The sequence below is a fragment of the Paenibacillus xylanexedens genome (assembly GCF_017874615.1).
Classification (GTDB): domain Bacteria; phylum Bacillota; class Bacilli; order Paenibacillales; family Paenibacillaceae; genus Paenibacillus; species Paenibacillus xylanexedens.
Genome location: NZ_JAGIKV010000009.1, coordinates 1 through 23,111, shown reverse-complemented (window position 1 = coordinate 23,111; position 23,111 = coordinate 1). Strand labels below are relative to the sequence as shown.

Genomic DNA, 23,111 nt, shown 5'->3' with positions numbered 1-23,111 from the left:
GAAAACGAACATTAAATAGCATGAGCATGATCTTAACGAGCCTTTAAAAGGTAACAATGACTTTGCCCTGAGAGTGACCCGTGGATACTTTGATCAATGCCTTTTCAATGTCATCAAACGTATACGTAGAATCGATCGAAGGTTTAATGTCTTCTTTTTCTATAAAAGCTGTAATCTCTTGCAATTGAACTCCACTGGAGTGCACGAATAAAAAACGATATACATTTTGATTCTTACGCGCTAAAGAATCCAGGCGTGCACCTACGAGACCAAACAATGCTCTTTTCCACAACGGGAATTGACTGTCCACTGCAAAGCGATAATTGGGTCCTGCCTTCAAAGAGACTAATTTCCCCTGTGGTTTCAAAATACTCAGTTCAGCTTTCATTTCGTCCGCACCCAAAGTGTCGATCACATAATCGATATCGGACAGGATATCAGCATAACGCTCAGTCTTATAATTAATGAATTGATCTGCTCCAATAGATAAACTACGTGCTCTGCCCCGTTCACTGCCACTTGTAATCACCGTTAATCCCATAGACTTGGCAATTGGGATAGCCATCGCACCGAATCCCCCGGTTCCGCCAGGTATAAACAACTTTTTATTCGGTTCCGCTCGGAGCACATCATGCAATGCTTGATACGCGGTCAAGGCAGTAAGGGGTACTGCAGCAGCTTCGATAAAAGACAGATTTTCAGGCATCATGGATAAAGCATCCTCATGTACAGCCGCATATTCAGCAAAAGCACCAATTTTATTTAGTGGCAACCTGGTATAAACCTTATCACCCACTTTAAATTTCAAAACATCATCACCGACGGCTTCAATGACACCCGATAGTTCATTCCCTAAAGTTAGAGGTAACTTATAGTCGGCAATCATCCGAACACTACCATTCATATTCAAGATATCCAGCGGATTTACACCCGCAGCTTTCACTTTGACAAGAACCTCATGGCTCTGAATTTGAGGTATCTCAATATTATTGACTTCCACTTGGATTTTTTTGGAGTATTTCTTTATTTGAGCCGCTCTCATCATTTATCCTCTTCCTTTGCTTATAGACTAGGAACATGGCGCGCAATGTTCAGTTGTACGCCATGCTCCATGGTTTGTGCTAGTGTAGCCCCTCTTGCGACTTTAATTCTCCCAACGTAGGATAATCCGTGTAGCCTTTACTTCCCAATCCAAAGAAGGTTGTCGGATCTGCTTCATTGAGTGGCGCACCTTGTTGAAGTCGTTCCACCAAATCTGGATTAGCTAAGGACCATACACCTACAGGTACTACCTCAGCGAGACCACGATCTAAATCCACACCGAGATCATCCAACGTTCTTCCAGCCCGATTGACCAACAATGGATTTTGCCAGATCGAACGAATGTCTTGGAGCAGTTGTTCATCTCCAAGATGCATAACATGAAGGTAAGCCAAATCCAATTGAGCCACTTCTTCTACAAGATAGCGATAGAGTTCAGGACCTTGTTCGCCATCTTGAATTCCACCCAGCGGTGTCCCTGGTGAGATACGGAAGCCTGTTCGTTCTGCGCCTATTTCCTCCACGATGGCTTTGGTTACTTCAATCGCAAAGCGAGCACGATTTTCAATTGACCCGCCATACTCATCTGTCCGTGTATTTGAATTTTCTCCCAAGAATTGATTGATCAAGTATCCGTTGGCCCCATGAATCTCGACGCCATCCGCCCCTGCTTCGATCGCTGCCGCTGCTGCTTTTCGGAAATCGGCAATGGTCGTTTGAATATCCTCCTGACTCAATTCCCGGGGAACGGGGATATCCTGCATCCCTGTAGCCGTAAACATTTCTACACCCGGTGCGATTGCTGATGGAGCAACCGGTTGACGATGATGCGGGGTATTGTCCGGATGTGACATGCGACCCGCATGCATTAATTGGATGTATACATATCCGCCAGCTTCATGCACCGCATCCGTTACCTTTTTCCATCCATCAATATGCTTATCGGTGTAGATGCCAGGTGACCACAAGTATCCCTGTCCATCATCGGAAGGTTGCGTTCCTTCCGTAATCAGAAGTCCCATCGTTGCGCGCTGAGCATAATAAAGTGCCGCCAACTCTCCAGGTGTACCTTCTTCTTGTGCTCGACTGCGTGTCATAGGTGCCATCGCTAGTCGATGAGGCAATTCCATGTTGCCAATCTTTGTTTTACTCCATATCTTTTCCAATGGGTTGTACTCCTCTTCTTATTTGAGATTTTGTAGATGAATCCTCTAGATTCTATTCTATTAATTCAATTCTGAAATCACCGGGTAGATCGCACCTGTCAGTTGGAACTCATAGTTCTGGTCTACAATTCCTACAACCACTTCATTGTGATCATACAGATCGATCATGAAGCCTGCCATTTCTTTAGCAGTGTGGTACTTAGACATGTTTGCTTTGTAATCAAATCCTTCAGCATCTATTGATTTTTGCACAAATTCTGTTTCAGTGATCGCTGGTGCAAGCACCTTCGCTTTAAGTTTTGCACCTTTCAGTTCCAGTTCTTTGGCAAGACCTTCTGTGAAGGCACTAACGTAGTATTTCGATGCAGAATAAGCAACACTGCCTACAGCAATAGCATATCCGAGTGCGGATGAGACGTTGATCAATTGAGTGCCTTCCACATTCGCATAATCTCGCACATACAGTGTAGATAGAATGGTCAAAGATTCGATGTTAACACGCAGCATGGTCTCCACTTTATCCAAATTCTGATCAGCAATGAACGAGCCTTCTCCAAGCCCGGCATTGTTAATCCAAGTCTCAATCTCATATTCTTTCAAATCGTTATACAGTTCGTACGCCTCTGCGGTAACAGACAGGTCGCTTGTGTGAACGATAACATTTACTTTAGGATCGATACCCTGAATAGTCGATTTAAGGTCTTCCAACTTATCCAATCTTCTAGCTACCAAGATCAAGTTTTTACCCCGTGCTGCAAATGCCAATGCTGTTTCATATCCAATTCCTGAACTTGCTCCTGTAATTACTGTGTATTTCATCATATTCTCTCCCTTATATTCTTTAGATTAGTGTAATTTTAGTTTTGAGAATGATCATTCTTTAATGTGTAAAAAAAAGTAGTTAGATCTAACTTGCTGTTAGCATATCATTTCTAGAACGAACAGTAAATAATTATTTTATATATAGAGACTATGCTTGGAACACACTTAAATAAGACTAAGATCACGCTATATAAACCATTTTTATATCATAAATTAAGAATTCTTATATCGTTTCATAAGATAAACACATCTTTTCTATAATACAAATTGAGATTTCACCAAGGTCCAAATACATTATTACAAGGGCAATCAGCATTAGGGAAACACGCCTTACCCCGGCCTCGTTTACGAAAGTGATGACTTCACCTATTTTCCTTCCATCACTAAGCATCAACCTTTCCTAGCTACGCTAATCTGAATTCAACATCATCCATGCCAGAAATTCTCCAAACGAATCGGATACCTTTTCAACCTCTTCAAATTCAGGCTCACATCCACGGACAATAGCTCCACTGTCGGTTGTTAAGTCAATGGCATAGAAGGAATATCCATCCTCCACAGACATTACGATCGGCAAGTGATAATCCCACCAAGCCGTTATCTCTGACTGCCAAATAGAATCACCCTCTGCTGCCTCCAAACTAAGCATTTCAAATTCATTCCATTGGAATGCGGTCTCCGTGCTATTGTTGAACTCAGCATCACAAATAAACCAGGTTTGCTCATCCGGTGCAACGCATTTTTCAACTACATTTAGAAATTCCAAATATTCATCTGGAAGTCCTTTATATCTTGAAGTAATGCCGTTGTTTAAATGTAGCTGCGAACCGGATTTAGTCATTATGTCCCAGCCCTTTTCCCCAGCCCAAGTCATAAATTCCCTAAGGTGAGTTTTTCCTTTTCCATTATTCATTTCCAATTTATACACCTGCCCATCAGCTTAAGAAATACAAACTATATCACCTATTCGGGATTTGAATGGAAAATCCCTGCTGTGGTGCTTCAAAGAGAAAGACAAAAAGACTGGACAAATGGTTGGGAAAAGCGGCAACCATGTTCCAGCCTTTGGTGGTTTGGGGAAAGTTAATTTTAGTTAAGGACAGTTAATTTTAAATTGGAAAGGAAAATTATTAGTTAGTTAAACATCCGCTGTCTCATCGCCTCAAACAGCAAAATCGTTGCCGCCATCGCCGCGTTGAGCGACTCTGCCTGTCCCTGCATCGGGATCGTAATCGCATCATCTACCAAACGTGCCGTAGCACCCGAGATGCCTTTGCCTTCGTTACCAATGACAAGCCATACCGACTGCGTAAAATCATAACTATAACATGAATGCTCTGACTGCAAAGAAGTACTAACCAGCTTCACGCCCGCAGCCTTCGCTTCGGGAAGCAAGGATTCCAACTGGCCCTCCACAATGGGCAAATGAAACAATGACCCCATCGTCGAGCGAATCGTCTTTGGGTTATACACATCAGCACAGCCCGCGCCAAGTACCACACCCGCTGCTCCCGCTGCGTCCGCACTACGGATGATTGTCCCCACATTACCTGGGTCTTGCACTCCGTCCAGCACCACAACAAGCCCGCGCGCTCCGGTAATTAGGCTTTCCAGTGGCTCACTGCCTTTACGCACAATCGCGAATACAGGCTGCGGTGTCATCGTATCCGTACATTTGGCGATAACCGCTGGAGATACACTAACCCACTCCACACGCTGTAGCGGATTCTCAAGCCCGGCGAGTTCGCTAGGTACGCCTTGCTCTCCATCGTACACGATGCACTCCAGATCTGCTCTGGCACGTAGTGCCTCCTGTACAAGATGAATGCCCTCAATGATATATTTATGTTGACGGGTACGATGTTTTTTCTCCAGCAACTGCGCCCATTCTTTTACACGTGTATTTTGCGGTGATACAATATCCATCTTTCCATCCTTCCCATCTGCATCCATCACTTCGGATACGCAAGCTCCATTTTCGTCAAATGATCCTTGTGACCCACAATGATCAGCACATCTCCAGCTTCGATCCGGTCCTCCGCGTACGGCGAGATGTTCATCGAATTCCCACTGCGAATCGCCATCACGTTACAACCAAAACGTGCACGGATGTTTAATTCCATCAGGTTTTTACCGATCATTTGCTCGGAGGCTCTCATCTCCAAAATGCTGTAATCCTCAGATAACTCGATGTAATCCAGTATATTAGGCGAGGTCAGATGATGGGCTACGCGTAGTCCCATATCCCGCTCAGGATAGATGACTTTATCTGCCCCAATCTTCTGCAATACCTTACCATGAAGCTCATTTTGGGCTTTTACGATCAGCACCGGTACACCCATATCTTTCAATATCAGGGTTGTCAGAATACTCGCCTGAATATCTTCACCAATCGCCACAACGACAACGTCGAAATTCCGTATGCCCAGCGCACGCAGCGCTTCTTCATCTGTTGAATCTGCCGATACCGCATGGGTCACCACATTGGACATTTCCTGAGTCCGTTGCTCGTCCGCATCAATTGCCAGCACGTCGAATCCCATGCCACTCAGTGCATTGGCAACACTTGATCCGAACCGTCCCATGCCAATTACGGCATACTGTTTCTTGGCCATTAGGGTCTTAACCTCCCGCTGCACTTCAGCATGACGCATCATTACGGATACCCATGCTAACGTAAATAATCCTTCGTAGTATACCACAAAGCCCGATAAACTTGAATGCGCTCGCGCTTCCCAGGGAACAGTATTAGAGCAGCCGAATATACGAGGAGGGAATTGCGATGCCCATTACATTAAGCCTGCGTGAAGCGATTGTTCATAAAGTTCATGACAAGAGTGATGATCAGCTCCGGGAGATGATTGAAGGTTCAGTAGATGGACCAGAAGCTGCATTACCTGGACTTGGCGCCATTTTCGAGATGATCTGGAAGAACACAGAACCTGCCAAGCAGGAAGAACTGATTCAAATCGCGCAAGAGCATCTGCACACCATTCCCGTCCAACCGCTTAGCTAATCGAAGCAGTGGAGGGTAAGGTAACCATCATTACGTTTGTTCTGTCTGCAAAAGAAAGCTTTCCCTTATTCGGCTGGATCATACCCGCCTCCAGGTAAGGTGTATAGCAATAGATCCCTCCGCCAATTGGCGGAGGGATCTTATTTTTAACAAGCTCTATCTCATCACATGAACTTGTCAAGTCTAACTAACTTTTTAACAACTCCCACGAAATACTTCTGTCTTCACTTAAGGCGCAGTCTCCAGGAATTGAGCTGTAGGATTTTTATCCATAGCCGTTCTCATTGCATACTCATTTTCGAAGAGCACCACATAATTCCCTTTTTTATCTTTGACAAGCGTAGAGTTAATCCGGAATTTGCTTGGGTCCAGATTCTCGTCCACGATCCAGCGAGCGAACTGATAAGGCATGCGTTGTAACAGTACGTCTACCCCATACTCGCCTTTCATCCGGTATTCAAATACCTCGAACTGTAGTTGACCAATTACGCCGAGGATTGTCTCGTCGAAACTTGCCGTCTGGAACACCTGAATGGTTCCTTCCTCCGTCAACTGATCAATTCCTTTTTGGTACTGTTTATGTTTCAATGCATTTTTCACAGTAACTTTGGCGAAAATCTCTGGAGAGAACGTTGGCAATTCCTCAAAAATAACTTCGCTGCCTTGGCTCAGTGAATCGCCAATCCGGAAAATACCCGGATCGAATAAACCGATAATATCGCCGGCATACGCCTCTTCTACAATATCCCGGTCTTGTGCCAGGAATTGCTGTGGCTGTGACAGCTTGATATCTTTACCCACACGAGTATGCTTCACACTCATTCCACGTTGGAACTTGCCTGACACAATACGCAGGAACGCAATACGATCCCGGTGTGCCGGGTTCATGTTTGCCTGAATCTTGAACACATAACCGCTGAATTTCTCATTCGTTGGCTGAATCTCTCCTGCCGTACTGCGACGTGGTTCAGGCTTCGGTGCCAGTTCCAGGAAGTTCTCCAGGAAAGTCTGTACGCCGAAATTGTTGATCGCACTACCGAAGAAAATAGGTGTCAATTCGCCGCGTTGAACTCTCTCCATGTCGAATTGGTCGCCCGCAATATCCAGCAACTCCAGATCCTGACACAATTGATCATGCAGATATTCCCCTGCCATCTCACGGATAATCGGATCTTTGTAGCCATCTACCTTTTGTACTTTAATCGTTGAGTGATCGTCCCCTTGGAACAATTCCACCTGATTTTTCATCCGGTCATAGACACCGCACAGCTCGCGACCTGTACCAATAGGCCAGTTCATCGGAACCGAACGAATACCCAGTACATTTTCAAGTTCTTCCATCAGGTCAAATGGGCTTTTACCCTCACGGTCGAGTTTGTTGATAAATGTAAAGATTGGAATGCCACGCTTCGCACATACCTGGAACAACTTGATCGTTTGTGCCTCGACACCTTTTGCCACGTCAATCAACATTACCGCGCTATCGGCAGCCGTCAGTGTACGATACGTATCTTCACTGAAATCCTGGTGACCCGGTGTATCCAGAATGTTGACGCGATGATCCAGATAGTCAAATTGCATTACGGAAGAGGTAACCGAGATCCCCCGTTGTTTCTCAATTTCCATCCAGTCACTTGTTGCGTGTTTGCTTGCTTTCCGAGCTTTTACCGTTCCCGCAAGGCGAATCGCGCCCCCGAACAGCAACAGTTTCTCGGTTAATGTAGTTTTACCCGCATCCGGGTGAGAGATAATGGCAAACGTCCGGCGTTTGTCCACTTCCTGTTGAAGAATATCATTTGCAGCTTTGCTCATAGGTTTAATCCCTTTCGTCCGTTCATTCACGTTAATCCGGCATGGCCGGTCCATCATTCAATCTTTATGCAATCCGGCGAGGCCGGTTGATTGTACATCAGTTTTTACGTACTAGGTATTTACACACTAGATTAATTTTACACATTTACAATGGAGTTCATCCTCCTTAAATCTGTGCTTTCATGTATACCGTGATCTGCTTCTTAACCCAACTCTCCTATTGTACCATAATCTGTACCGAAAATAACCGATTACTACCGCAGATTCTTCTCTTTTCCCTTGCAAAAAAAAGCACCCTTCAGCCATTTCCATGGCATCCAGGCACTCCTCATTCATTATTATTTATCGGTTTTAGAAAATCAATGCATCCAGCGCGTATTGTCCACCACCTGTCAATGCCAGCGCTACACCAATCACCAGAATCGCGAGATTATATTCGAATCCGTTCTGTGTGGACCAGTATCCGTTCGCTCCATGGACTTTCACAATTGCAATAACCATCGTCAATGCAATCAGAATGCCACCTACCGGTGTGAGCAGACCCAGAGCCAGCAGCAATCCGCCGCCGAATTCCGCGAGTCCAGCCAGCAGCGCCACCAATGCACCGGGCTTCATGCCCATCGACTCAAACCAGCCGCCTGTACCCTTGATCCCGTAACCTCCGAACCAACCAAACAGCTTTTGAGCTCCGTGCGCCATGAACGACAATCCAATCACCAAACGAATCAACAACAACCCTACATCCAACATCATTTTCTTTTTCCTCCATTCGATATATACAAAATAGTATTCTTAGATTAAAGATATTATGCACATTTTTTCTTCATGATTCTCTGTGACGCAAACCCCTTCAACTGGTTTACATTTTATCTCATGAATGATAACTTATCCGAAACGTTTGCCCGAATGAAGTTTGTCATTTGCGTAACTCTTTAACTCATGTGTTGAGTATAAGTTACATACTTACTTTTTGTCAACAACTTAATTTAAATTACTTATTTCCTTATGATGGATACCTACCTTTTCCCCCACTAAAAAGCCTGGGTACACCGCAAAATTTGCGATTTCCCCAGGCTCAGTCATGTTGTGTATATTGTTAATACTGTTGTTAATGCCCTTACTCTAACCATTCACTTGCCAGATCACGCTGTCCTCGTCCTGACCATTCACCGGCCACCAGTGGAATCCGTCCTGCTCCAGCAGCTTATCTGTCGCTTCTGGTCCCCAAGTTCCAGCAGGATACGTATGAAGCTCTCCTTGATTCTGCCCCCAGGCTACTGCGATCCGATCCACAAAAGACCAGGCTGTTGCCACTTCATCCCAACGGGTGAAGTACGTAGAATCCCCTTCTGCTGCATCATGCAGCAGACGTTCATACGCTTCAGGCGAGTTAATTCCAATCATGCAGCTCTGACAGAAATCCATTGCGAGTGGCTGAATCTCGGAATCCGAGCCTGGTTTCTTGGCATTGATTTTGATATATATGCCTTCCATCGGATTCACCCGAATGACCAGCAGATTCGGTTCCAATTTATACTTTTTCCCAAGGTACACGTTGTTTGGCATCGACTTGAACTCAACTACGATCTCAGTCGTTTTCACCGGAAGACGCTTGCCTGTCCGAATGTAGAATGGTACACCTGCCCAGCGGAAATTATCCACGAATACACGTGCGGCAAAATATGTCTCCGTATTCGACTGGGGATCAACCTTGTCTTCCTGGCGATACCCCGGAAGCTGCTTGCCACGGTACTCCCCTTCGGCATACTGCCCCCGCACAACGTTGTTGCTCACTTCCTCATCCGAAGTAAAGGCTCGCAATGAACGCAGTACCTTCACCTTCTCATCCCGAATGTCCTCCGGGAATAGGCGACTCGGCGGTTCCATCGCAATCATCGTCAGCATCTGAAGCATATGGTTCTGCCCCATATCACGCAGTGCACCGGAGTGATCATAATAACCGCCACGTTCTTCCACGCCTACCGTCTCACCAAGCGTAATCTGAACGTTGGCAATATGTTTGTTATTCCAGAGCGGTTCAAAAAAGGCATTTCCGAAGCGGATCACTTCGATATTTTGCACCATTTCCTTGCCCAGATAATGATCAATCCGATAGATTTCCTCTTCACGGAATACCTCACGAATCTGCTCATTCAGATGTTCGGCCGATTGCAGATCATAACCAAATGGTTTTTCGATCACCAAACGGTTCCATCCCTGACTTTCCAACATACCACCGTCCCGCAAACTGTACGAGACACTGCCAAACAGCTCAGGTGCCAGTGCCAGATAGAACAGTCGATTCCCCGGCGTGTTAAACTTTGATTCCAGATGCTCCGTCTGCGCACGCAGCTCTTTGAATCCTTCCACATTATTGATATCCAGTGCTTTGTATTCAAAATGCTCGACAAAAGCGTTCCACTCATCAGGTTCCCCCGCTGGATAACGGCAAAACTCTTTAATGGATTCATAGATGTCTTCCCGGAATTGGTCTGGGGACCTCGGACGACGTGCTACGCCAATAACCGCAAAGTCTTCGGCAAGCTTGCCTTCACGGTAAAGACTGTAGATAGCCGGAAACAGCTTCCGGCGGGCCAAATCACCCGTTGCTCCAAAAATGAAAAATACTGCGCCTGGTGTCTGTACTTCATCTTGCAATTGTTTTTCAACCATGGGCTCCTCTTTCTTCCGGGAAGATAACCTTCACGCTCTCCCCGAGCTATGTAATGGTGTTATATATGCACGACATACAACTGTCAATTACCAGCAAGTTCCTTCTTGGATGTGATGCCATTTTAGCATATCAACTGAATGGATGCACTATTTCAAACTCATTTTTCTGATAAAGATTCTCAATATTGGGTCCCAATTCATGAAAAATCCATCCCTTAGTATTCAATCGTAATCACCGGAAACCCCACTGTAATTCGATTATCGAGCTCATCACCAACCTGGTGAACTGCGAGTTGCATATTCAACATATGCGAGCCACTCTTGATAGATAGGGGCAGCTCAGCCGCCTTATAAGAGACACTTGCAGTACCTGCATCTGTATAACGTTCGACGGAGGCGATATCCACCTTTGTGGACAGCTGTTCTTCGATCAGTTCCAGTTGCTGACTCGCATCATGTTCCGTAGCAGTAACTACTGTACCTTGCACAGACATATTCCAGGTTGCCTTCATCCCTGAGTCTACAAGCAGTTGTTCGACCTCTTCATGTAATGTTATTAATGCCTTCCGATCCGTTTGTGTATCCCCTGAAAGTTGTACGATGGCGTAGTAACCGTTATCTCCTGTCTCGACGACATTGACCAACATGCCTACGCCACCATTAGCTGTACCTACAACTAGCTCACTACGGTACACATTGTGGCCCGTCTGACGTACCTGCATCGGTGGTTCAAGCCCTAAGTGACTAGCCAGTAATAAGGCCTGCGCTTGTGCATTTCCCTTGCCTTCTCCTTGCCATTTAATCACCAGACGATCCACATTATCAATCACGCTGTCAGCAGTATAGATTAACTGTTCCAGTTGGGCAGCTTTGGATTCGTTCTTCTCTGCGTATACCTGTGTCACACCAATAAGAATTATGATAGCTATTGCCAAGATACCTGCTGTCATCCAACGATTTAACATTTGAATCCCCCGCTTCTTTCTTTCATTCTATGAATCTATCAACAGCATGCCCCTTTCCCACATTAGCTATACTTCTTCTGCACACAACAAAAAAGCCCCACCCGCCACATGCATGGCAGATCGGAGCTTTCATTTATAAATTTCTATATAAATTGAACTACACAATATTTACACTCGCCACTCCGCTGACAGAACAACCTTCCGATCGCTGTTATCCCCAGATTTTTTTGATTCTTTTTATAAAGGGTAAATCCGGGGATAAAGGCGAAGTTTATGCTTCCGAAGTAGCTTTCTTTCAGAAAGCTTTTAGCTTCGCTTCTTCAGGTTCCTTCTGTCCTTTCCGTTTTGTATAAATCTTTAGTTCAATTTATATAATCATCACTTATCTATTACTTCCCGCACATTAATGCACGGTTCTTTGGCTTAATTATGTTATTGCATATAGTTCTTGTTATTACTCTGCAAGTCCATTTTTATAAGCATAGATCGCGGCCTGTGTACGGTCGTCTACGCCCAATTTTGCCAGTAAGTTTGTAACATGGAATTTGACCGTCTTAATGCCGATGATTAGATCATCAGCGATGTCCTGATTCGATTTACCTTTGGCGAGCAACCGGAGCACATCCATTTCCCGGTCCGTTAATTCATCATGCAAAGGAGCTGCTGCCTGTGGCTGCCGGAAGCGATTCATCATTTTCGAAGCCACCTGTGACTCCAGAACGGATTGCCCGCGAGCGGCTGCGCGAATCGCATCTGCCACTTCATTGGCTCTTGATGTTTTCAACAGATAACTGAATGCGCCTGCTTCAATGACAGGATACATTTTTTCATCATCCAGGTAACTGGTCAATACAATGACTTTGCACTCTGGATACATTTTAAGTACCTGACGAGTAGCCTCAATGCCATCCATGCCTTCCATAACCAGGTCCATCAGAACAACATCAGGCTTATATTCCTGTGCGAGCCGAATGCCTTCCTCTCCACTACCTGCTTCACCAACAACTTCAATTCCATCTTCGGTATCCAGTACTGCTGCAAGACCAATACGTACCATCTCATGATCATCCACGAGCAATACTTTGATCGACGTTTCCGTCTCCGTTTCGACTTCCGGTTCCATTGACATGTTCTTCCTCGCTTTCATCGTTCATCACAGGTATCGTAATCTCAATCCGCGTTCCCTTACCAGGCGCTGTTACAAATTGTATGGCCCCGCCAATCTCCGTAACACGTTCACGCATGTTAGCCAGACCGTAGGAAGCTTGTTTATTCTCATCCAGATCGAAGCCTTGCCCATCATCACGAATCAATACCCTGATCGCATCGGTACGGCGCTGGATCCGTATCTCCATTTTTTCCGCTTTTGCATGCCGTAACGTATTGGACATAGCCTCCTGAACGATTCGAAACAGATGATTCTCGATACCTTTGATCAGATCAATGTCCTCGTCCATTTCGAACACAATGTCCATGGGTACTTTCGTTTTCAGTTCCATCACCAGATCACGCAGACCTTGTTCAAGATGTTTCCCCTCCAGATAGACTGGCCGCAGATGTAACAGTAACGCACGCATCTCGGACTGGGCTACCGAAGCCATTTCCTCAATCAGAGCCACCTGCCGCTGAGCACGTTCAAAATCCTTCTCCATCTTCCGTCCAACGGCCGTTGCTGTCATGGATATCGCGAACAATTGCTGCGATACCGCATCATGCAGTTCCCGTGCCAAACGTTGCCGCTCTTCCACAATAGCCGTAATTCTGGCTTGTTCAGCAAGCTGTGCATTATGAGTAGACAATCGCTGGAGCGAAGATATCTGATCTTCCCACTTTTTGCCGATTCGTCCGAGTTGCTCACTTAAACGGCCCACATCATCATCGCCCAGATCAGGTACAGTGCGTGATAGAGAGCCCTTCTCCCACAGTAGAAGTGTTTCCCGCAGCAGTTCAATCCGGCGTTTAACCCGGTAACTCTGATAGAACCCAAAGACCGCACCAATCCCAATCAGAAGCAGCAATAAGGCCAGACCCGATTGAATCAGATGACGCCAGCCTGTAAACGGAGCAAGATAACCATATGTATACAATACATACAAAATAACTGCGAGCACAATGAAAACCAGGAGGATCCCTTCACCCATACTTCGGGTTACCATGTCGGTATGTCGTTTTGTCTTCATCGGGGTCTCCTCCTTCTCTTCATCTATTTTACTACGGATTACTGATGTTTAGGTCGCCAACAATATAAGAAATGACAAATTTTGCTTTATGTTCACTGGATTCATATCCAGGCGTTCTCCATACTAATTTGTTCATCATGCCGCTATCTTGTTCTCCAAGAAGATTAATCCGGCCGAAAAGAACCGATGCTTCAATCTCCACACCATAATCTTCTGGTAGTGTAAGGCGAACATTACCCATAACTCCTTGCAGCAGCACCATTGTTTGTTTCTCCTCCGGAATTGAAAGAGATAGATCGGCATTAACCTCACCTATGGCATGCCACAGACTCATACTACGTAACGTCCATGATGATTGATCCCAGTAGTACCGAGCCATGAAATTCTGTTTCTTCATAACACCTTCGTCCAGATGAATCTTTTTGTTTTTCGAATAAAAGTAAGCTAAAGAAGCCAGTACAATCAAAAATACAATCATTAAATTATCCAGCAATAACAGTGCCGCACCAATGCCAAGATACCGATGACCTTTGCGGGTATCCCCATTGCGGACTTGAAGCATTCCAACCGTTAACAGAATCAGTGCGGCAGCGGTCAGGAAGTTAATATTGTCATTCAATAACATCATTGTGCCAATAATCATAATGACAACTGCAAGCCATTTACTCTTTTGATTCATCCCCGCCGCACCTCCTCTGTAAGTTAATCTCTCTTTATTCAACGGAAAAGCCATACCAGGCAATGAAGTCCTGTATGGCTTAACTTTTGCTCTACCAACCGTACATTATACACGATTTATAGAATATCATATTGTCCACTAAGCGAACAGTTATTCTTTTGAAGTTCCGTTCGCTTCATTCTTGGAACCATTGCCCATTTTGTTTTTGAGGGCTTGTAATTGCTGATCCACTTTGAACTGTTTTTCCACATCTACAGGATTCGTGTACGTGGATGATGTGTTGCGATAAGGTGCACGAGCTACGTCAGCTTCAGCTTCCAGCTGCATGATTTTCTCTTCCATGCGGTGGAATCCAAGTGATGCGCCGCCACTTTCGATCGAATGCAAGCTGTTGATGGAAGACATTTGTTTTTTGGCTTTTGCCATTTGTGCACGGGATACAAGTTCATTACGTTTGTTACGCATTTTGTAGAACTCATCTTTCATATCATGCAACTGTTGCAACAGATCTTTTGCTTGTGCTTCGGACTGTGCATGCAGTTCGCTGTACTCCGTAATTTTTTGATCAAAGTAGATTTTCTCTTCCAACAATTTGCGTGCCACTTCTTCCTGACCGTTAGACAGAGCAGCTTCTGCTTGGGACTCACGTTGTACCGAAGTACGCTCCGCTTCATCCAAACGTTGTTTCATGCGGCGCTCATTTGCCATTTGTTTGGCAACAGTTACCTCTGCCTCATGAATCTCAGCCTCCATATCACGCAAGTACTGGTTCAACATTACAATCGGGTCCTCTACTTTATCCAACATATCATTTACCGATGCTTTCGTCATATCCTTAATCCGTTTAAATACTCCCATTTTACTTTTCTCCCTTCTCGTAACGAGATAATTTTTGGCGAAGCTCTTCAACTTCTTTTTTCAGTGCTTTTTTCTCGATATCTTTCATCATGGAATCAAGTTCACTTTCTTGCGGTGCTCCTGCTCCGTAGGCGTTGTTGTCATAAGAACGGGGACCAGATTGAGGTCTGCCGTTGAATCCAGGGCCGGGACCGAAGTTACCAGGACCTTGCTGGTTGTGATTATTTTGAAAAGGACCTCTTGGTGGCTGATGATCATAGTTGTCGTATCCTCTGCCAGGACCAGGGCCTTGGCCCGGACCGTAGCCATATGGATCATAAGGCGGATACGGTTCTTTTGGTACCACCAGTGCTGCAATAAAGTATATTAATAACGACGTGCCGCCAGTTACGAAGATACTGATAACAAAGATGATACGCAGCAGGGTGGAATCCATTCCGATGGTTTCGGAAATTCCGCCGCACAAGCCGGTTAACATCCGGTCACGCGTTGAGCGGTATAATTTGCTCATGTGCTTGCTCCTTTCGTTTACTTGTATCCTCTTACGTTGGAATCATAAGCATATGGATCAACGTGATTGGATTCCTTTGGTACCACCAACGCAGCGATGAAGTAGATCAACAATGATGTACCTCCCGTAGCGAAAATACTGATGAAGAAAATGATACGTAGCAGCGTAGTACTCAATCCGAGATTTTCAGAAATGCCGCCGATCAAACCTGTTAGCCTTCGATTACGCGCCGAGCGGTATAATTTATTCATTGTGACTACTCCTTTCTGTCATTGTTCAATTTCTGTCTTAAGCGTTCCAGTTCCTTATCCAGCGTAGAGGATGACATGCTGCCAGTCACTCCTGAACCATCTTGATTCATCCGCCGGATATCGCGGAGACTTTGTGCTTCATATTCGAGATCAGAGACTTGATCATCCAGTCGGTTAAACATACGGGGTACATTCTGACCGTTGTGATTGCCTCTCTGGTTCATACGTTGCTGTAACTGAATCGTCTGCATACGAGCGTAGTAATATTGGCGTTTGCTGTATACATTCTGATATTCAACCTTCAGCTGGTCGATCTGTTCATCCAACTCCTGTAATGCCGCATAACTTTGTGCATACAATTCATTGTACTGTTCCATTTTTTCCTCGTGGAGGATTTTCTCCTGCAAGGCCAGCTTAGCGAGATGTTCTTCCCCTGCTTTCAGAGCCATGGAAGCCTGTTCTTCCCGTTTGTTCACCATACCTGCTGCCTGATCGGCTTGTTGTTTCATTTGTCTGGTATGGCTTGCATATTGATGACGAAGTTTCTCGGCTTCACCGATGTCTTGGCGGGTCGAGACCAGGAACTGATCAATCAGTTTGACTGGGTCCTGACTTTGCTCCAAATGTTCGTTCAGATTAGCTACGGTAATATCCCGCATTCGACGAAATACACTCATTATGTTCTGTCCCTCCTTTTCATAATCGTGAAAACTTAGTACCGACCACGACGACTGCGGTTATTGCTTAGCATTGAGATACCAAAGATGATTAGCCCGATCGCGATGATCGGTCCGATCAACCATGCCAGTTTACCCATCAGTGAGATGATACCGATGATGAGAACAATCCAGCCAAGCATCACATTCCCTCGTTTAACTCCGTAGTATCCCAGTGCAATCATCAGGACCGGAATCAGATAACCCATTAAGTGTCCAAGAAGTGGAGTTAACTTTCCGAAGAGGAGTAGTGCACCCAGCGCAATCAATACAATCGCCCAGCCATTTCCCTTATTCAATCTCATAATTGTTGTTCACCGCCCTTTCCATTCGTTCCTTTTAATGTGTTGAGTCATTTGTTCGTTTGTTTCTTGTTTTTTGTTTCCGTGTTTCTTGTTTAACCTTATGTCCTTATTCTAGGGGATTCCGCGACTTTTCAAAACAGACCGTGGACGGTTTTTCATCCTAGACTCAGGTCGGGGATCTAGTTGGACCTTTGACTGTCCCTATACAAGACCAACGTTCCACCTAAGCTTAATAGCACTCCAGATACCTTCTATTACCCGTACTCAGGCTACCCTTTAGCCGATATCGACCTGTAGAGAGAATGATGTCCATGTCTCTATTTACGTTCACACTGCAATTTCGTTTCTCATGATTACGTATTGGATAGTCATTCCAAGCCGTTACTCTAGCCTTTTCGGCAAAATCATCTATCAGCAATCCCTTATCTCTACTTCTATACCTTCTTGTGAAATTACTTATTTATCCAAATAAACAAAATTTAGATTGTTCTATATGTAAGCGTTTACTAAAATAGAAAGTGTTACTATTTCTAATGTCAGGGGTGGAACTGAGACTGTGCGACCAATCAGCTATCTCCATAAAATGATCATCTTCGGAATCCTGTTAAGCACCCTGCCCATTTTGTTAACGGGAATTGCCGCATTTATCTATTCATCAAACCAAACTGAGCTGCATCGTACGCAGGCCAACAGACAGCTGCTGGAACAAATGCAATCCAACGTAGAGCACAAACTCGCTACAGTCAGTTATATGCTTGATCAGGCCGTTCGCTCTCCAGTAACCCTCCGTTCCCTGTCTGCTTCTTCTTCACTAGAAGGGAAAGGACCTTTACTTGCCGACAAGCTGCAGAGCGAATTTCAGAATATGAGGTCATGGGAACCTTTGTTAGATATTACCCTGGTGAATCAATCTCAGAATTGGCTTATTGATCATGCCGGATTATATCGTAATACGGATTTTCCACTGGGTCTTCCCATGAAGGAATTGATATCGGATACGCTAACCTCTGGATGGCAACTCTCCCCTTCATCGGTGTTCAGTAATGATGAGCGTTCACCAGGTACCGGCTGTATCTATCATATTGCCCTTGCGAGATCTATTCCGAATCTGAATACGTCTTCCGATGCTGCCCTGATTGCAGGAATCCCTGCATGCTCTTTGCAAAATACACTAGGAGAATCCTCCTTAGGCAATGCTGCCGCAGGACTGATCATTTTGAATCGGGAACAACGTATCTTGGTGCATCCCGATCCTGTATACATTGGACAACCGTTGTCTGCCATTGGATTACAGGATCGGGATACGGAAGCCAACATAACCAAAATATCACCCATCACATTTTCAACAGGCTTTGAAAAACGGGAAGTTAAGATCGCCGATACACATTATTCCCTGACGTATAGCCCTTCTACCTTAAAGGGATGGACTTATGTGCTAATCTCACCTACCAATATTCTGACACAAGAATATATCGATATCGGATTGCACACCTTGTATATCAGTATCTTCTTACTTCTACTTTCATTATTACTCGCCTGGCTCGGCTCCAAGCGAATGCATGTCCCGATTCGTAAACTTTTAACCCAACTTGGTGACAACCATCTGTCCAAAGAAGGAAACACATTAGCTCAGCAATCACCACCATTTTCTGATGAGTTCGAACAGATCAGAGCAGGGGTCTCACAATTATCTGCCTCTCGCTCCCAATTAGAGAACACACTTAATGTGCATCTATTGCAGATTCGCAATCATTTTATGATGAATCTGTTCCAGGGTAAGATCCCTGTTCATACTCTTCATGACACCCTGAATGAATATGGCTACACACATCAGGTTCGGGAATGGCAACAAATTGCTGTTATTACACTACAGGCCGATCTTGTTAATCATACAAAATATAGAGCTAGTGATCGTGACCTCTTATTATTCGCTATTCAAAATATATTGGAGGAAACCGTTGTGCATAACCAACAATTGCTTCCCATTGTGCTGGAACATACAGTAGTCACGGTGATTGGCACCGTGGAACAGGATCAGTTTATTTTTTCACAGCAGCTATATGTATTAACAGACCAGTTACAACAACAGATGGATAAGATTCTAACTCTTCAAGTCAGTATAGGATTCAGCCAGCCACACAGCTCTCTATATCACATCCCTCAAGCTTATACAGAAGCCATGGAAGCATTGAGGCATCGGATGAAACTGGGAACAGGCATTATTTTTCAATATGAGAACATAGATCATTACGCTCCCACTTGGTCCATGACCTACCCGGAATCATTGGAATATTCGTTGATCCAAGCTATTCAAAGTGCGGACGAAGTCCAGGCCTCTGCTCTTCTGAAACAACTGCTTGAAGTGATCTTTGGTATGGAGGTTACACCGGAGGAGTATGAGGTGGCTCTTACGAGGCTACTCACGCATATTTTGCAAATGACTCAGGAATCCGGCATACGACTCGGACAGATCTCCCAAGGTCGTGGCTCGATGTTTCATGAACTTCATGGTTTGCAGTACGCTGCTGAAGTTGAGGAGTGGTTTAACCATCAAGTCATCTTGCCCGTCATTCAGGTTTTTAAAGCGAGACAATATGCCCAGTATCAGCATATATCTGAGAAGATGATTGCCATGATTCATCAAGATTATGATAAGGATCTGACGCTTGAGGAATGCGCCTTGAAGCTTCACTACAATGCCAACTACTTAAGTAGTGTTTTCCGCAAAGAGACAGGCTGTGCATTTAGTGAATATCTGACCAAGTACCGATTTAACATCGCTAAAAAATGGCTGGATGAAAGTGATCTAACCGTTAAAGATATCGCAGCACGACTTCGGTACAACAATCCGCAAAACTTTATCCGATCATTCCGTAAATGGGAAGGAATCACCCCCGGCCAGTATCGGGAGCGTAAGCAGAAAGCAGAAGTGTCGAACAGAAATTAGACAAGGAGCACGACTGTAGGTCGCACTCCTTCGGCCAGCTCGGATACCTCTCCATATGGCCCCCCGAACAGGGCTAGGGCTCGGACCTGTGACAACTCGATTAACCGTGGAGTGCTCTACCAACTGAAATATCAGGGAATATGCTTCAGAGATCATTCTCTGAAAACTAGGTCTGTGTTTTGTTTCGTTGTCTCGAACATCTCTAAATAAACGAGGGTCTGGTTCAAAGCGGTTGATGAATTAGTGGCTTCAAAAAAGAGGGAGCACATAACCTGCTCCCTTCAATTACAACTTTACTTCTGCAATCTTAACTTCATATGTTTGACACGTGTATCTTCTTGTTTTGCAGTATGATGCTTCCTAGTTTCATCTTAGAGGTTAACTACATTGTCCGTCTCAATTCCTGATTATTAGTACACTTGCCAATCTTATGCGATTTATCGCTTATCCTTAGTGCGAACTGTTTTCATATTGGGCTGTTCAAGTTGAATTAGAATCTTACCAAATCTTCCTCCACGTGAGAAGGTCACCGTACTATCCTTGTACGTATCGTTAATGTAATCCTCAGCCAATCTGAGGGAATCTTCATCCGATGGTAACTCATACGTATTAAGCCATTCTGGCAGCTGCTCGATAATCTCTTCCACCGGTACTTCAAATGAGTTAACTTCTCTCGTAATGATCATCGTATAAGAATACCCCTTCAAATACAGCAACTGTTGGATATACCCCATATCACCGGCCTTGTATGAAGAAGTTACCCCCAGTACATCCTTAAGTTCATCCATTAGTGTGTGTTCCTTCTGTCCCGCCATAGTACTTATATACACATACTTCCGGGCACATTTGATCGCCTGCTCAATCGTTTCCCAATCCGACATCGCCGGACACATGGATGCAAATGCAAAATCATATTTCTTCTCCCAGCCTTTATCCTGAATAGAGATTTCCTCATATCGTTCGTTTACGATTTCAATTTTGGATTCCAGAGCTGAAGGTATCGTCTCTTTCATAAGGGAAACAAGCAACTCAGAAGGCTCAACTGCGGTCACACTTGCCCCCTTTTCTGCAAAAGGAATGGTAAATATGCCTGAAGCGGCTCCAATGTCCAAAATGGATAACCCTGCGAATTCCACACCCTGGTTTTCAATCCAGCCCATAATGCGTTCAGAACGCTGCTTTCCTTCTTCGGTGAACGACTGTGCATGATAATCTCTGGCCCACCGCTCAAATACCTCTTCTGTATTGAATGATGCGCTTTTCTTCTTATATTTTGAACTTCTCGGACGATTCTTCCATGCCTCTTCCCATACAGAAAGATCAAATAACAGATCGGTATCCGATAGATTTTTTCCATTAGTCACTCTGCTTCACTCCTCTATATTAAAGACTTTAATTATCTACAATATACTGAATATAATCATACGTCAATCTTTATTAACGTCTAACTTCTCTTACTCTAGATTTTCTTACTGCACATAAATCAATTTATATAAAATAAAAATAACCCTACACATTGCATAAGCAACATGTAGGGCTATTCAATATACCGGCGAGAGGACTCGAACCTCCACGGTTTCCCACTCGATTTTGAGTCGAGCGCGTCTGCCATTCCGCCACGCCGGCATATGCTGGAGGCGCCACCCAGATTCGAACTGGGGATAAAGCTTTTGCAGAGCTGTGCCTTACCACTTGGCTATGGCGCCATATTTTGGAGCGGACGACGGGAATCGAACCCGCGACCCTCGCCTTGGCAAGGCGATGCTCTACCGCTGAGCCACGTCCGCATAATGGCTGGGGATATAGGATTTGAACCTATGCATGACGGAGTCAAAGTCCGTTGCCTTACCGCTTGGCTAATCCCCAATAAAAAATGAAAAAACAAAGGGGCGATCGAGGGGAATTGAACCCCCGAATGCCGGATCCACAAACCGGTGCGTTAACCACTTCGCCACGACCGCCATAAAAGGTTAATTTCTAAAAAGTTAATTGGCAGGGGCAGCAGGAATTGAACCCACACCAACGGTTTTGGAGACCGTTGTTCTACCTTTAAACTATGCCCCTAAAAACTGGTGGAGGATGATGGATTCGAACCACCGAACCCGTACGGGAGCAGATTTACAGTCTGATGCGTTTGGCCACTTCGCTAATCCTCCAGGATTACATGGTGCCGGCGAGAGGACTTGAACCCCCAACCTACTGATTACAAGTCAGTTGCTCTACCAGTTGAGCTACACCGGCTTATTAAATTATTTTAAAAATGGTGGCTCGGGACGGAATCGAACCGCCGACACGAGGATTTTCAGTCCTCTGCTCTACCGACTGAGCTACCGAGCCATAATAAAGTCTAATCTTAATTCCTTACACTTTATATAGGGCATCAGTGCCATACAGCAGATGTAGTGAACAGTTTGCCTCATGTAAAGATTAAATGGCGGAACCGACGGGATTCGAACCCGCGATCTCCTGCGTGACAGGCAGGCATGTTAGGCCAACTACACCACGGTTCCAGATCACTTTCTCAAAGGAAAGTATAATTGCGGGGGCAGGATTTGAACCTGCGGCCTTCGGGTTATGAGCCCGACGAGCTACCGGGCTGCTCCACCCCGCGTCGTTATAAAGTTTATATGGTGGAGGCTGAGGGGATCGAACCCCCGACCCTCTGCTTGTAAGGCAGATGCTCTCCCAGCTGAGCTAAGCCTCCGAACAACACATTTATGATCATACCATAATCTTGTTGTAAAAATCAACTTCTTTTTTTGAAGTTATTATGACCCGTAGGGGATTCGAACCCCTGTTACCTCCGTGAAAGGGAGGTGTCTTAACCCCTTGACCAACGGGCCTTAATATTATGGCGGAGAGAGAGGGATTCGAACCCTCGAGACGCTTGTGACGCCTACACGATTTCCAATCGTGCTCCTTCGGCCAGCTCGGACACCTCTCCATATGGCTCCCCGAACAGGGCTCGAACCTGTGACAACTCGATTAACAGTCGAGTGCTCTACCAACTGAGCTATCAGGGAATATGCTTCAGAGATCGTTCTCTGAAAACTAGATTCGAAACGAAACACGCAAATTACAACTTGCTATTGGATAAGCCCTCGACCGATTAGTACTGGTCAGCTCCATGCATTGCTGCACTTCCACCCCCAGCCTATCTACCTCGTCG

21 protein-coding genes, 16 tRNA genes and 1 rRNA gene are annotated in these 23,111 nt (G+C 45.0%); 2 read left to right on the top strand and 36 right to left on the bottom strand.

Going from position 1 to position 23,111, the window contains the following annotated elements; genetic code table 11:
- Positions 1-43: 43 nt before the first annotated feature.
- The 6 genes from J2Z28_RS13615 to J2Z28_RS13590 form a co-directional block, all read right to left on the bottom strand.
- Positions 44-1,042, bottom strand: a complete 999-nt coding sequence (locus J2Z28_RS13615; protein WP_211083018.1) for an NADP-dependent oxidoreductase — start codon at positions 1,040-1,042, stop codon at positions 44-46.
- A gap of 79 nt (positions 1,043-1,121) precedes the next feature.
- A complete protein-coding gene (locus J2Z28_RS13610) occupies positions 1,122-2,207 on the bottom strand; it encodes an alkene reductase (RefSeq protein WP_211082904.1) in 1,086 nt (361 codons plus the stop codon).
- 60 nt (positions 2,208-2,267) lie between these two features.
- A complete protein-coding gene (locus J2Z28_RS13605) occupies positions 2,268-3,026 on the bottom strand; it encodes an SDR family NAD(P)-dependent oxidoreductase (RefSeq protein WP_211082903.1) in 759 nt (252 codons plus the stop codon).
- A gap of 412 nt (positions 3,027-3,438) precedes the next feature.
- A complete protein-coding gene (locus tag J2Z28_RS13600; RefSeq protein ID WP_017692326.1) occupies positions 3,439-3,942 on the bottom strand; it encodes an SMI1/KNR4 family protein in 504 nt (167 codons plus the stop codon).
- Positions 3,943-4,163: 221 nt separating this feature from the next.
- Positions 4,164-4,955, bottom strand: coding sequence for a TrmH family RNA methyltransferase (locus J2Z28_RS13595; protein WP_211082902.1), 792 nt, complete (start codon positions 4,953-4,955; stop codon positions 4,164-4,166).
- 26 nt (positions 4,956-4,981) lie between these two features.
- Complete coding sequence (locus tag J2Z28_RS13590) at positions 4,982-5,683, bottom strand: potassium channel family protein (RefSeq protein WP_076211287.1); 702 nt, start codon at positions 5,681-5,683, stop codon at positions 4,982-4,984.
- 128 nt (positions 5,684-5,811) lie between these two features.
- Between J2Z28_RS13590 and sspI the strand changes: the two genes are divergently transcribed.
- Positions 5,812-6,045: a small acid-soluble spore protein SspI gene (gene sspI, locus J2Z28_RS13585; RefSeq protein WP_017692323.1), complete on the top strand. Its 234-nt coding sequence runs from the start codon at positions 5,812-5,814 to the stop codon at positions 6,043-6,045.
- 228 nt (positions 6,046-6,273) lie between these two features.
- On the opposite strand, the gene J2Z28_RS13580 is transcribed toward sspI, so the two are convergent.
- The 12 genes from J2Z28_RS13580 to J2Z28_RS13525 all read right to left on the bottom strand — a co-directional run bounded on the left by J2Z28_RS13580 (position 6,274) and on the right by J2Z28_RS13525 (position 16,995).
- Positions 6,274-7,857 (bottom strand): peptide chain release factor 3, encoded by a 1,584-nt coding sequence (locus J2Z28_RS13580; RefSeq protein ID WP_211082901.1) that lies wholly within the window; start codon positions 7,855-7,857, stop codon positions 6,274-6,276.
- 351 nt (positions 7,858-8,208) lie between these two features.
- Entirely contained in the window at positions 8,209-8,607 is a 399-nt protein-coding gene (locus J2Z28_RS13575) for a DoxX family protein (RefSeq protein WP_024634146.1), read from the bottom strand.
- Between the two features lie 372 nt (positions 8,608-8,979).
- Positions 8,980-10,530, bottom strand: coding sequence for a glucose-6-phosphate dehydrogenase (gene zwf / locus J2Z28_RS13570; RefSeq protein WP_211082900.1), 1,551 nt, complete (start codon positions 10,528-10,530; stop codon positions 8,980-8,982).
- 215 nt (positions 10,531-10,745) lie between these two features.
- Positions 10,746-11,495 carry a YwmB family TATA-box binding protein gene (locus tag J2Z28_RS13565; RefSeq protein WP_211082899.1) on the bottom strand — a complete coding sequence of 250 codons (750 nt, stop codon included), beginning with the start codon at positions 11,493-11,495 and terminating at the stop codon, positions 10,746-10,748.
- A gap of 454 nt (positions 11,496-11,949) precedes the next feature.
- Positions 11,950-12,618 (bottom strand): response regulator transcription factor, encoded by a 669-nt coding sequence (locus tag J2Z28_RS13560; RefSeq protein ID WP_091020933.1) that lies wholly within the window; start codon positions 12,616-12,618, stop codon positions 11,950-11,952.
- Positions 12,560-13,675 (bottom strand): sensor histidine kinase, encoded by a 1,116-nt coding sequence (locus J2Z28_RS13555; protein ID WP_211082898.1) that lies wholly within the window; start codon positions 13,673-13,675, stop codon positions 12,560-12,562. The genes J2Z28_RS13560 and J2Z28_RS13555 overlap by 59 nt, the downstream gene beginning before the upstream one ends.
- A gap of 31 nt (positions 13,676-13,706) precedes the next feature.
- Positions 13,707-14,354 (bottom strand): cell wall-active antibiotics response protein LiaF, encoded by a 648-nt coding sequence (gene liaF, locus J2Z28_RS13550; protein WP_211082897.1) that lies wholly within the window; start codon positions 14,352-14,354, stop codon positions 13,707-13,709.
- A 150-nt stretch (positions 14,355-14,504) separates the two neighbouring features.
- Positions 14,505-15,212 (bottom strand): PspA/IM30 family protein, encoded by a 708-nt coding sequence (locus J2Z28_RS13545; RefSeq protein ID WP_017692315.1) that lies wholly within the window; start codon positions 15,210-15,212, stop codon positions 14,505-14,507.
- A gap of 1 nt (position 15,213) precedes the next feature.
- On the bottom strand, positions 15,214-15,723 hold the full coding sequence (locus tag J2Z28_RS13540) for a PspC domain-containing protein (protein WP_017692314.1): 510 nt from the start codon (positions 15,721-15,723) through the stop codon (positions 15,214-15,216).
- A 17-nt stretch (positions 15,724-15,740) separates the two neighbouring features.
- Complete coding sequence (locus tag J2Z28_RS13535) at positions 15,741-15,974, bottom strand: PspC domain-containing protein (RefSeq protein ID WP_036673255.1); 234 nt, start codon at positions 15,972-15,974, stop codon at positions 15,741-15,743.
- Positions 15,975-15,979: 5 nt separating this feature from the next.
- On the bottom strand, positions 15,980-16,651 hold the full coding sequence (locus J2Z28_RS13530) for a PspA/IM30 family protein (RefSeq protein WP_017692312.1): 672 nt from the start codon (positions 16,649-16,651) through the stop codon (positions 15,980-15,982).
- Positions 16,652-16,686: 35 nt separating this feature from the next.
- Entirely contained in the window at positions 16,687-16,995 is a 309-nt protein-coding gene (locus J2Z28_RS13525) for a LiaF transmembrane domain-containing protein (RefSeq protein ID WP_017692311.1), read from the bottom strand.
- Positions 16,996-17,551: 556 nt separating this feature from the next.
- Between J2Z28_RS13525 and J2Z28_RS31675 the strand changes: the two genes are divergently transcribed.
- Positions 17,552-19,942, top strand: a complete 2,391-nt coding sequence (locus J2Z28_RS31675; protein ID WP_211082896.1) for a helix-turn-helix domain-containing protein — start codon at positions 17,552-17,554, stop codon at positions 19,940-19,942.
- A 56-nt stretch (positions 19,943-19,998) separates the two neighbouring features.
- Here the strand turns inward: J2Z28_RS31675 and J2Z28_RS13515 are convergent.
- From J2Z28_RS13515 to J2Z28_RS13430, 18 genes are all read right to left on the bottom strand, one after another.
- Positions 19,999-20,080 (bottom strand) — tRNA-Asn (locus J2Z28_RS13515).
- Between the two features lie 299 nt (positions 20,081-20,379).
- Positions 20,380-21,306 carry a class I SAM-dependent methyltransferase gene (locus tag J2Z28_RS13510; RefSeq protein ID WP_211082895.1) on the bottom strand — a complete coding sequence of 309 codons (927 nt, stop codon included), beginning with the start codon at positions 21,304-21,306 and terminating at the stop codon, positions 20,380-20,382.
- A gap of 183 nt (positions 21,307-21,489) precedes the next feature.
- A tRNA-Leu gene (locus tag J2Z28_RS13505) sits at positions 21,490-21,568 on the bottom strand.
- 6 nt (positions 21,569-21,574) lie between these two features.
- A tRNA-Cys gene (locus J2Z28_RS13500) sits at positions 21,575-21,648 on the bottom strand.
- Between the two features lie 6 nt (positions 21,649-21,654).
- Positions 21,655-21,729 (bottom strand) — tRNA-Gly (locus tag J2Z28_RS13495).
- A 4-nt stretch (positions 21,730-21,733) separates the two neighbouring features.
- Positions 21,734-21,808, bottom strand: a tRNA-Gln gene (locus J2Z28_RS13490).
- Positions 21,809-21,830: 22 nt separating this feature from the next.
- Positions 21,831-21,903 (bottom strand) — tRNA-His (locus tag J2Z28_RS13485).
- Positions 21,904-21,932: 29 nt separating this feature from the next.
- Positions 21,933-22,006: transfer RNA gene (locus J2Z28_RS13480), tRNA-Trp, on the bottom strand.
- Between the two features lie 6 nt (positions 22,007-22,012).
- Positions 22,013-22,098 (bottom strand) — tRNA-Tyr (locus J2Z28_RS13475).
- Between the two features lie 9 nt (positions 22,099-22,107).
- A tRNA-Thr gene (locus tag J2Z28_RS13470) sits at positions 22,108-22,183 on the bottom strand.
- 20 nt (positions 22,184-22,203) lie between these two features.
- Positions 22,204-22,279: transfer RNA gene (locus tag J2Z28_RS13465), tRNA-Phe, on the bottom strand.
- A 95-nt stretch (positions 22,280-22,374) separates the two neighbouring features.
- Positions 22,375-22,452 (bottom strand) — tRNA-Asp (locus J2Z28_RS13460).
- Positions 22,453-22,479: 27 nt separating this feature from the next.
- Positions 22,480-22,553, bottom strand: a tRNA-Met gene (locus J2Z28_RS13455).
- Positions 22,554-22,570: 17 nt separating this feature from the next.
- Positions 22,571-22,646: transfer RNA gene (locus J2Z28_RS13450), tRNA-Val, on the bottom strand.
- Positions 22,647-22,713: 67 nt separating this feature from the next.
- A tRNA-Glu gene (locus J2Z28_RS13445) sits at positions 22,714-22,785 on the bottom strand.
- A gap of 9 nt (positions 22,786-22,794) precedes the next feature.
- A tRNA-Ser gene (locus J2Z28_RS13440) sits at positions 22,795-22,886 on the bottom strand.
- A 3-nt stretch (positions 22,887-22,889) separates the two neighbouring features.
- A tRNA-Asn gene (locus J2Z28_RS13435) sits at positions 22,890-22,965 on the bottom strand.
- A 66-nt stretch (positions 22,966-23,031) separates the two neighbouring features.
- Positions 23,032-23,111, bottom strand: a 23S ribosomal RNA gene (locus J2Z28_RS13430); the annotation flags it as partial.

Coding starts and splice junctions, on each gene's coding strand:
- J2Z28_RS13525 (WP_017692311.1), bottom strand. CDS start 16,995: ATGAGATTGAATAAGGGAAATGGCTGGGCGATTGTATTGATTGCGCTG.
- J2Z28_RS13530 (WP_017692312.1), bottom strand. CDS start 16,651: ATGAGTGTATTTCGTCGAATGCGGGATATTACCGTAGCTAATCTGAAC.
- sspI (WP_017692323.1), top strand. CDS start 5,812: ATGCCCATTACATTAAGCCTGCGTGAAGCGATTGTTCATAAAGTTCAT.
- zwf (WP_211082900.1), bottom strand. CDS start 10,530: ATGGTTGAAAAACAATTGCAAGATGAAGTACAGACACCAGGCGCAGTA.
- J2Z28_RS13545 (WP_017692315.1), bottom strand. CDS start 15,212: ATGGGAGTATTTAAACGGATTAAGGATATGACGAAAGCATCGGTAAAT.
- J2Z28_RS13615 (WP_211083018.1), bottom strand. CDS start 1,042: ATGAGAGCGGCTCAAATAAAGAAATACTCCAAAAAAATCCAAGTGGAA.
- J2Z28_RS13565 (WP_211082899.1), bottom strand. CDS start 11,495: ATGTTAAATCGTTGGATGACAGCAGGTATCTTGGCAATAGCTATCATA.
- liaF (WP_211082897.1), bottom strand. CDS start 14,354: ATGAATCAAAAGAGTAAATGGCTTGCAGTTGTCATTATGATTATTGGC.
- J2Z28_RS13535 (WP_036673255.1), bottom strand. CDS start 15,974: ATGAATAAATTATACCGCTCGGCGCGTAATCGAAGGCTAACAGGTTTG.
- J2Z28_RS13600 (WP_017692326.1), bottom strand. CDS start 3,942: ATGAATAATGGAAAAGGAAAAACTCACCTTAGGGAATTTATGACTTGG.
- J2Z28_RS13555 (WP_211082898.1), bottom strand. CDS start 13,675: ATGAAGACAAAACGACATACCGACATGGTAACCCGAAGTATGGGTGAA.
- J2Z28_RS13560 (WP_091020933.1), bottom strand. CDS start 12,618: ATGGAACCGGAAGTCGAAACGGAGACGGAAACGTCGATCAAAGTATTG.
- J2Z28_RS13605 (WP_211082903.1), bottom strand. CDS start 3,026: ATGAAATACACAGTAATTACAGGAGCAAGTTCAGGAATTGGATATGAA.
- J2Z28_RS13575 (WP_024634146.1), bottom strand. CDS start 8,607: ATGTTGGATGTAGGGTTGTTGTTGATTCGTTTGGTGATTGGATTGTCG.
- J2Z28_RS13595 (WP_211082902.1), bottom strand. CDS start 4,955: ATGGATATTGTATCACCGCAAAATACACGTGTAAAAGAATGGGCGCAG.
- J2Z28_RS13580 (WP_211082901.1), bottom strand. CDS start 7,857: ATGAGCAAAGCTGCAAATGATATTCTTCAACAGGAAGTGGACAAACGC.
- J2Z28_RS13590 (WP_076211287.1), bottom strand. CDS start 5,683: ATGCGTCATGCTGAAGTGCAGCGGGAGGTTAAGACCCTAATGGCCAAG.
- J2Z28_RS13540 (WP_017692314.1), bottom strand. CDS start 15,723: ATGAGCAAATTATACCGCTCAACGCGTGACCGGATGTTAACCGGCTTG.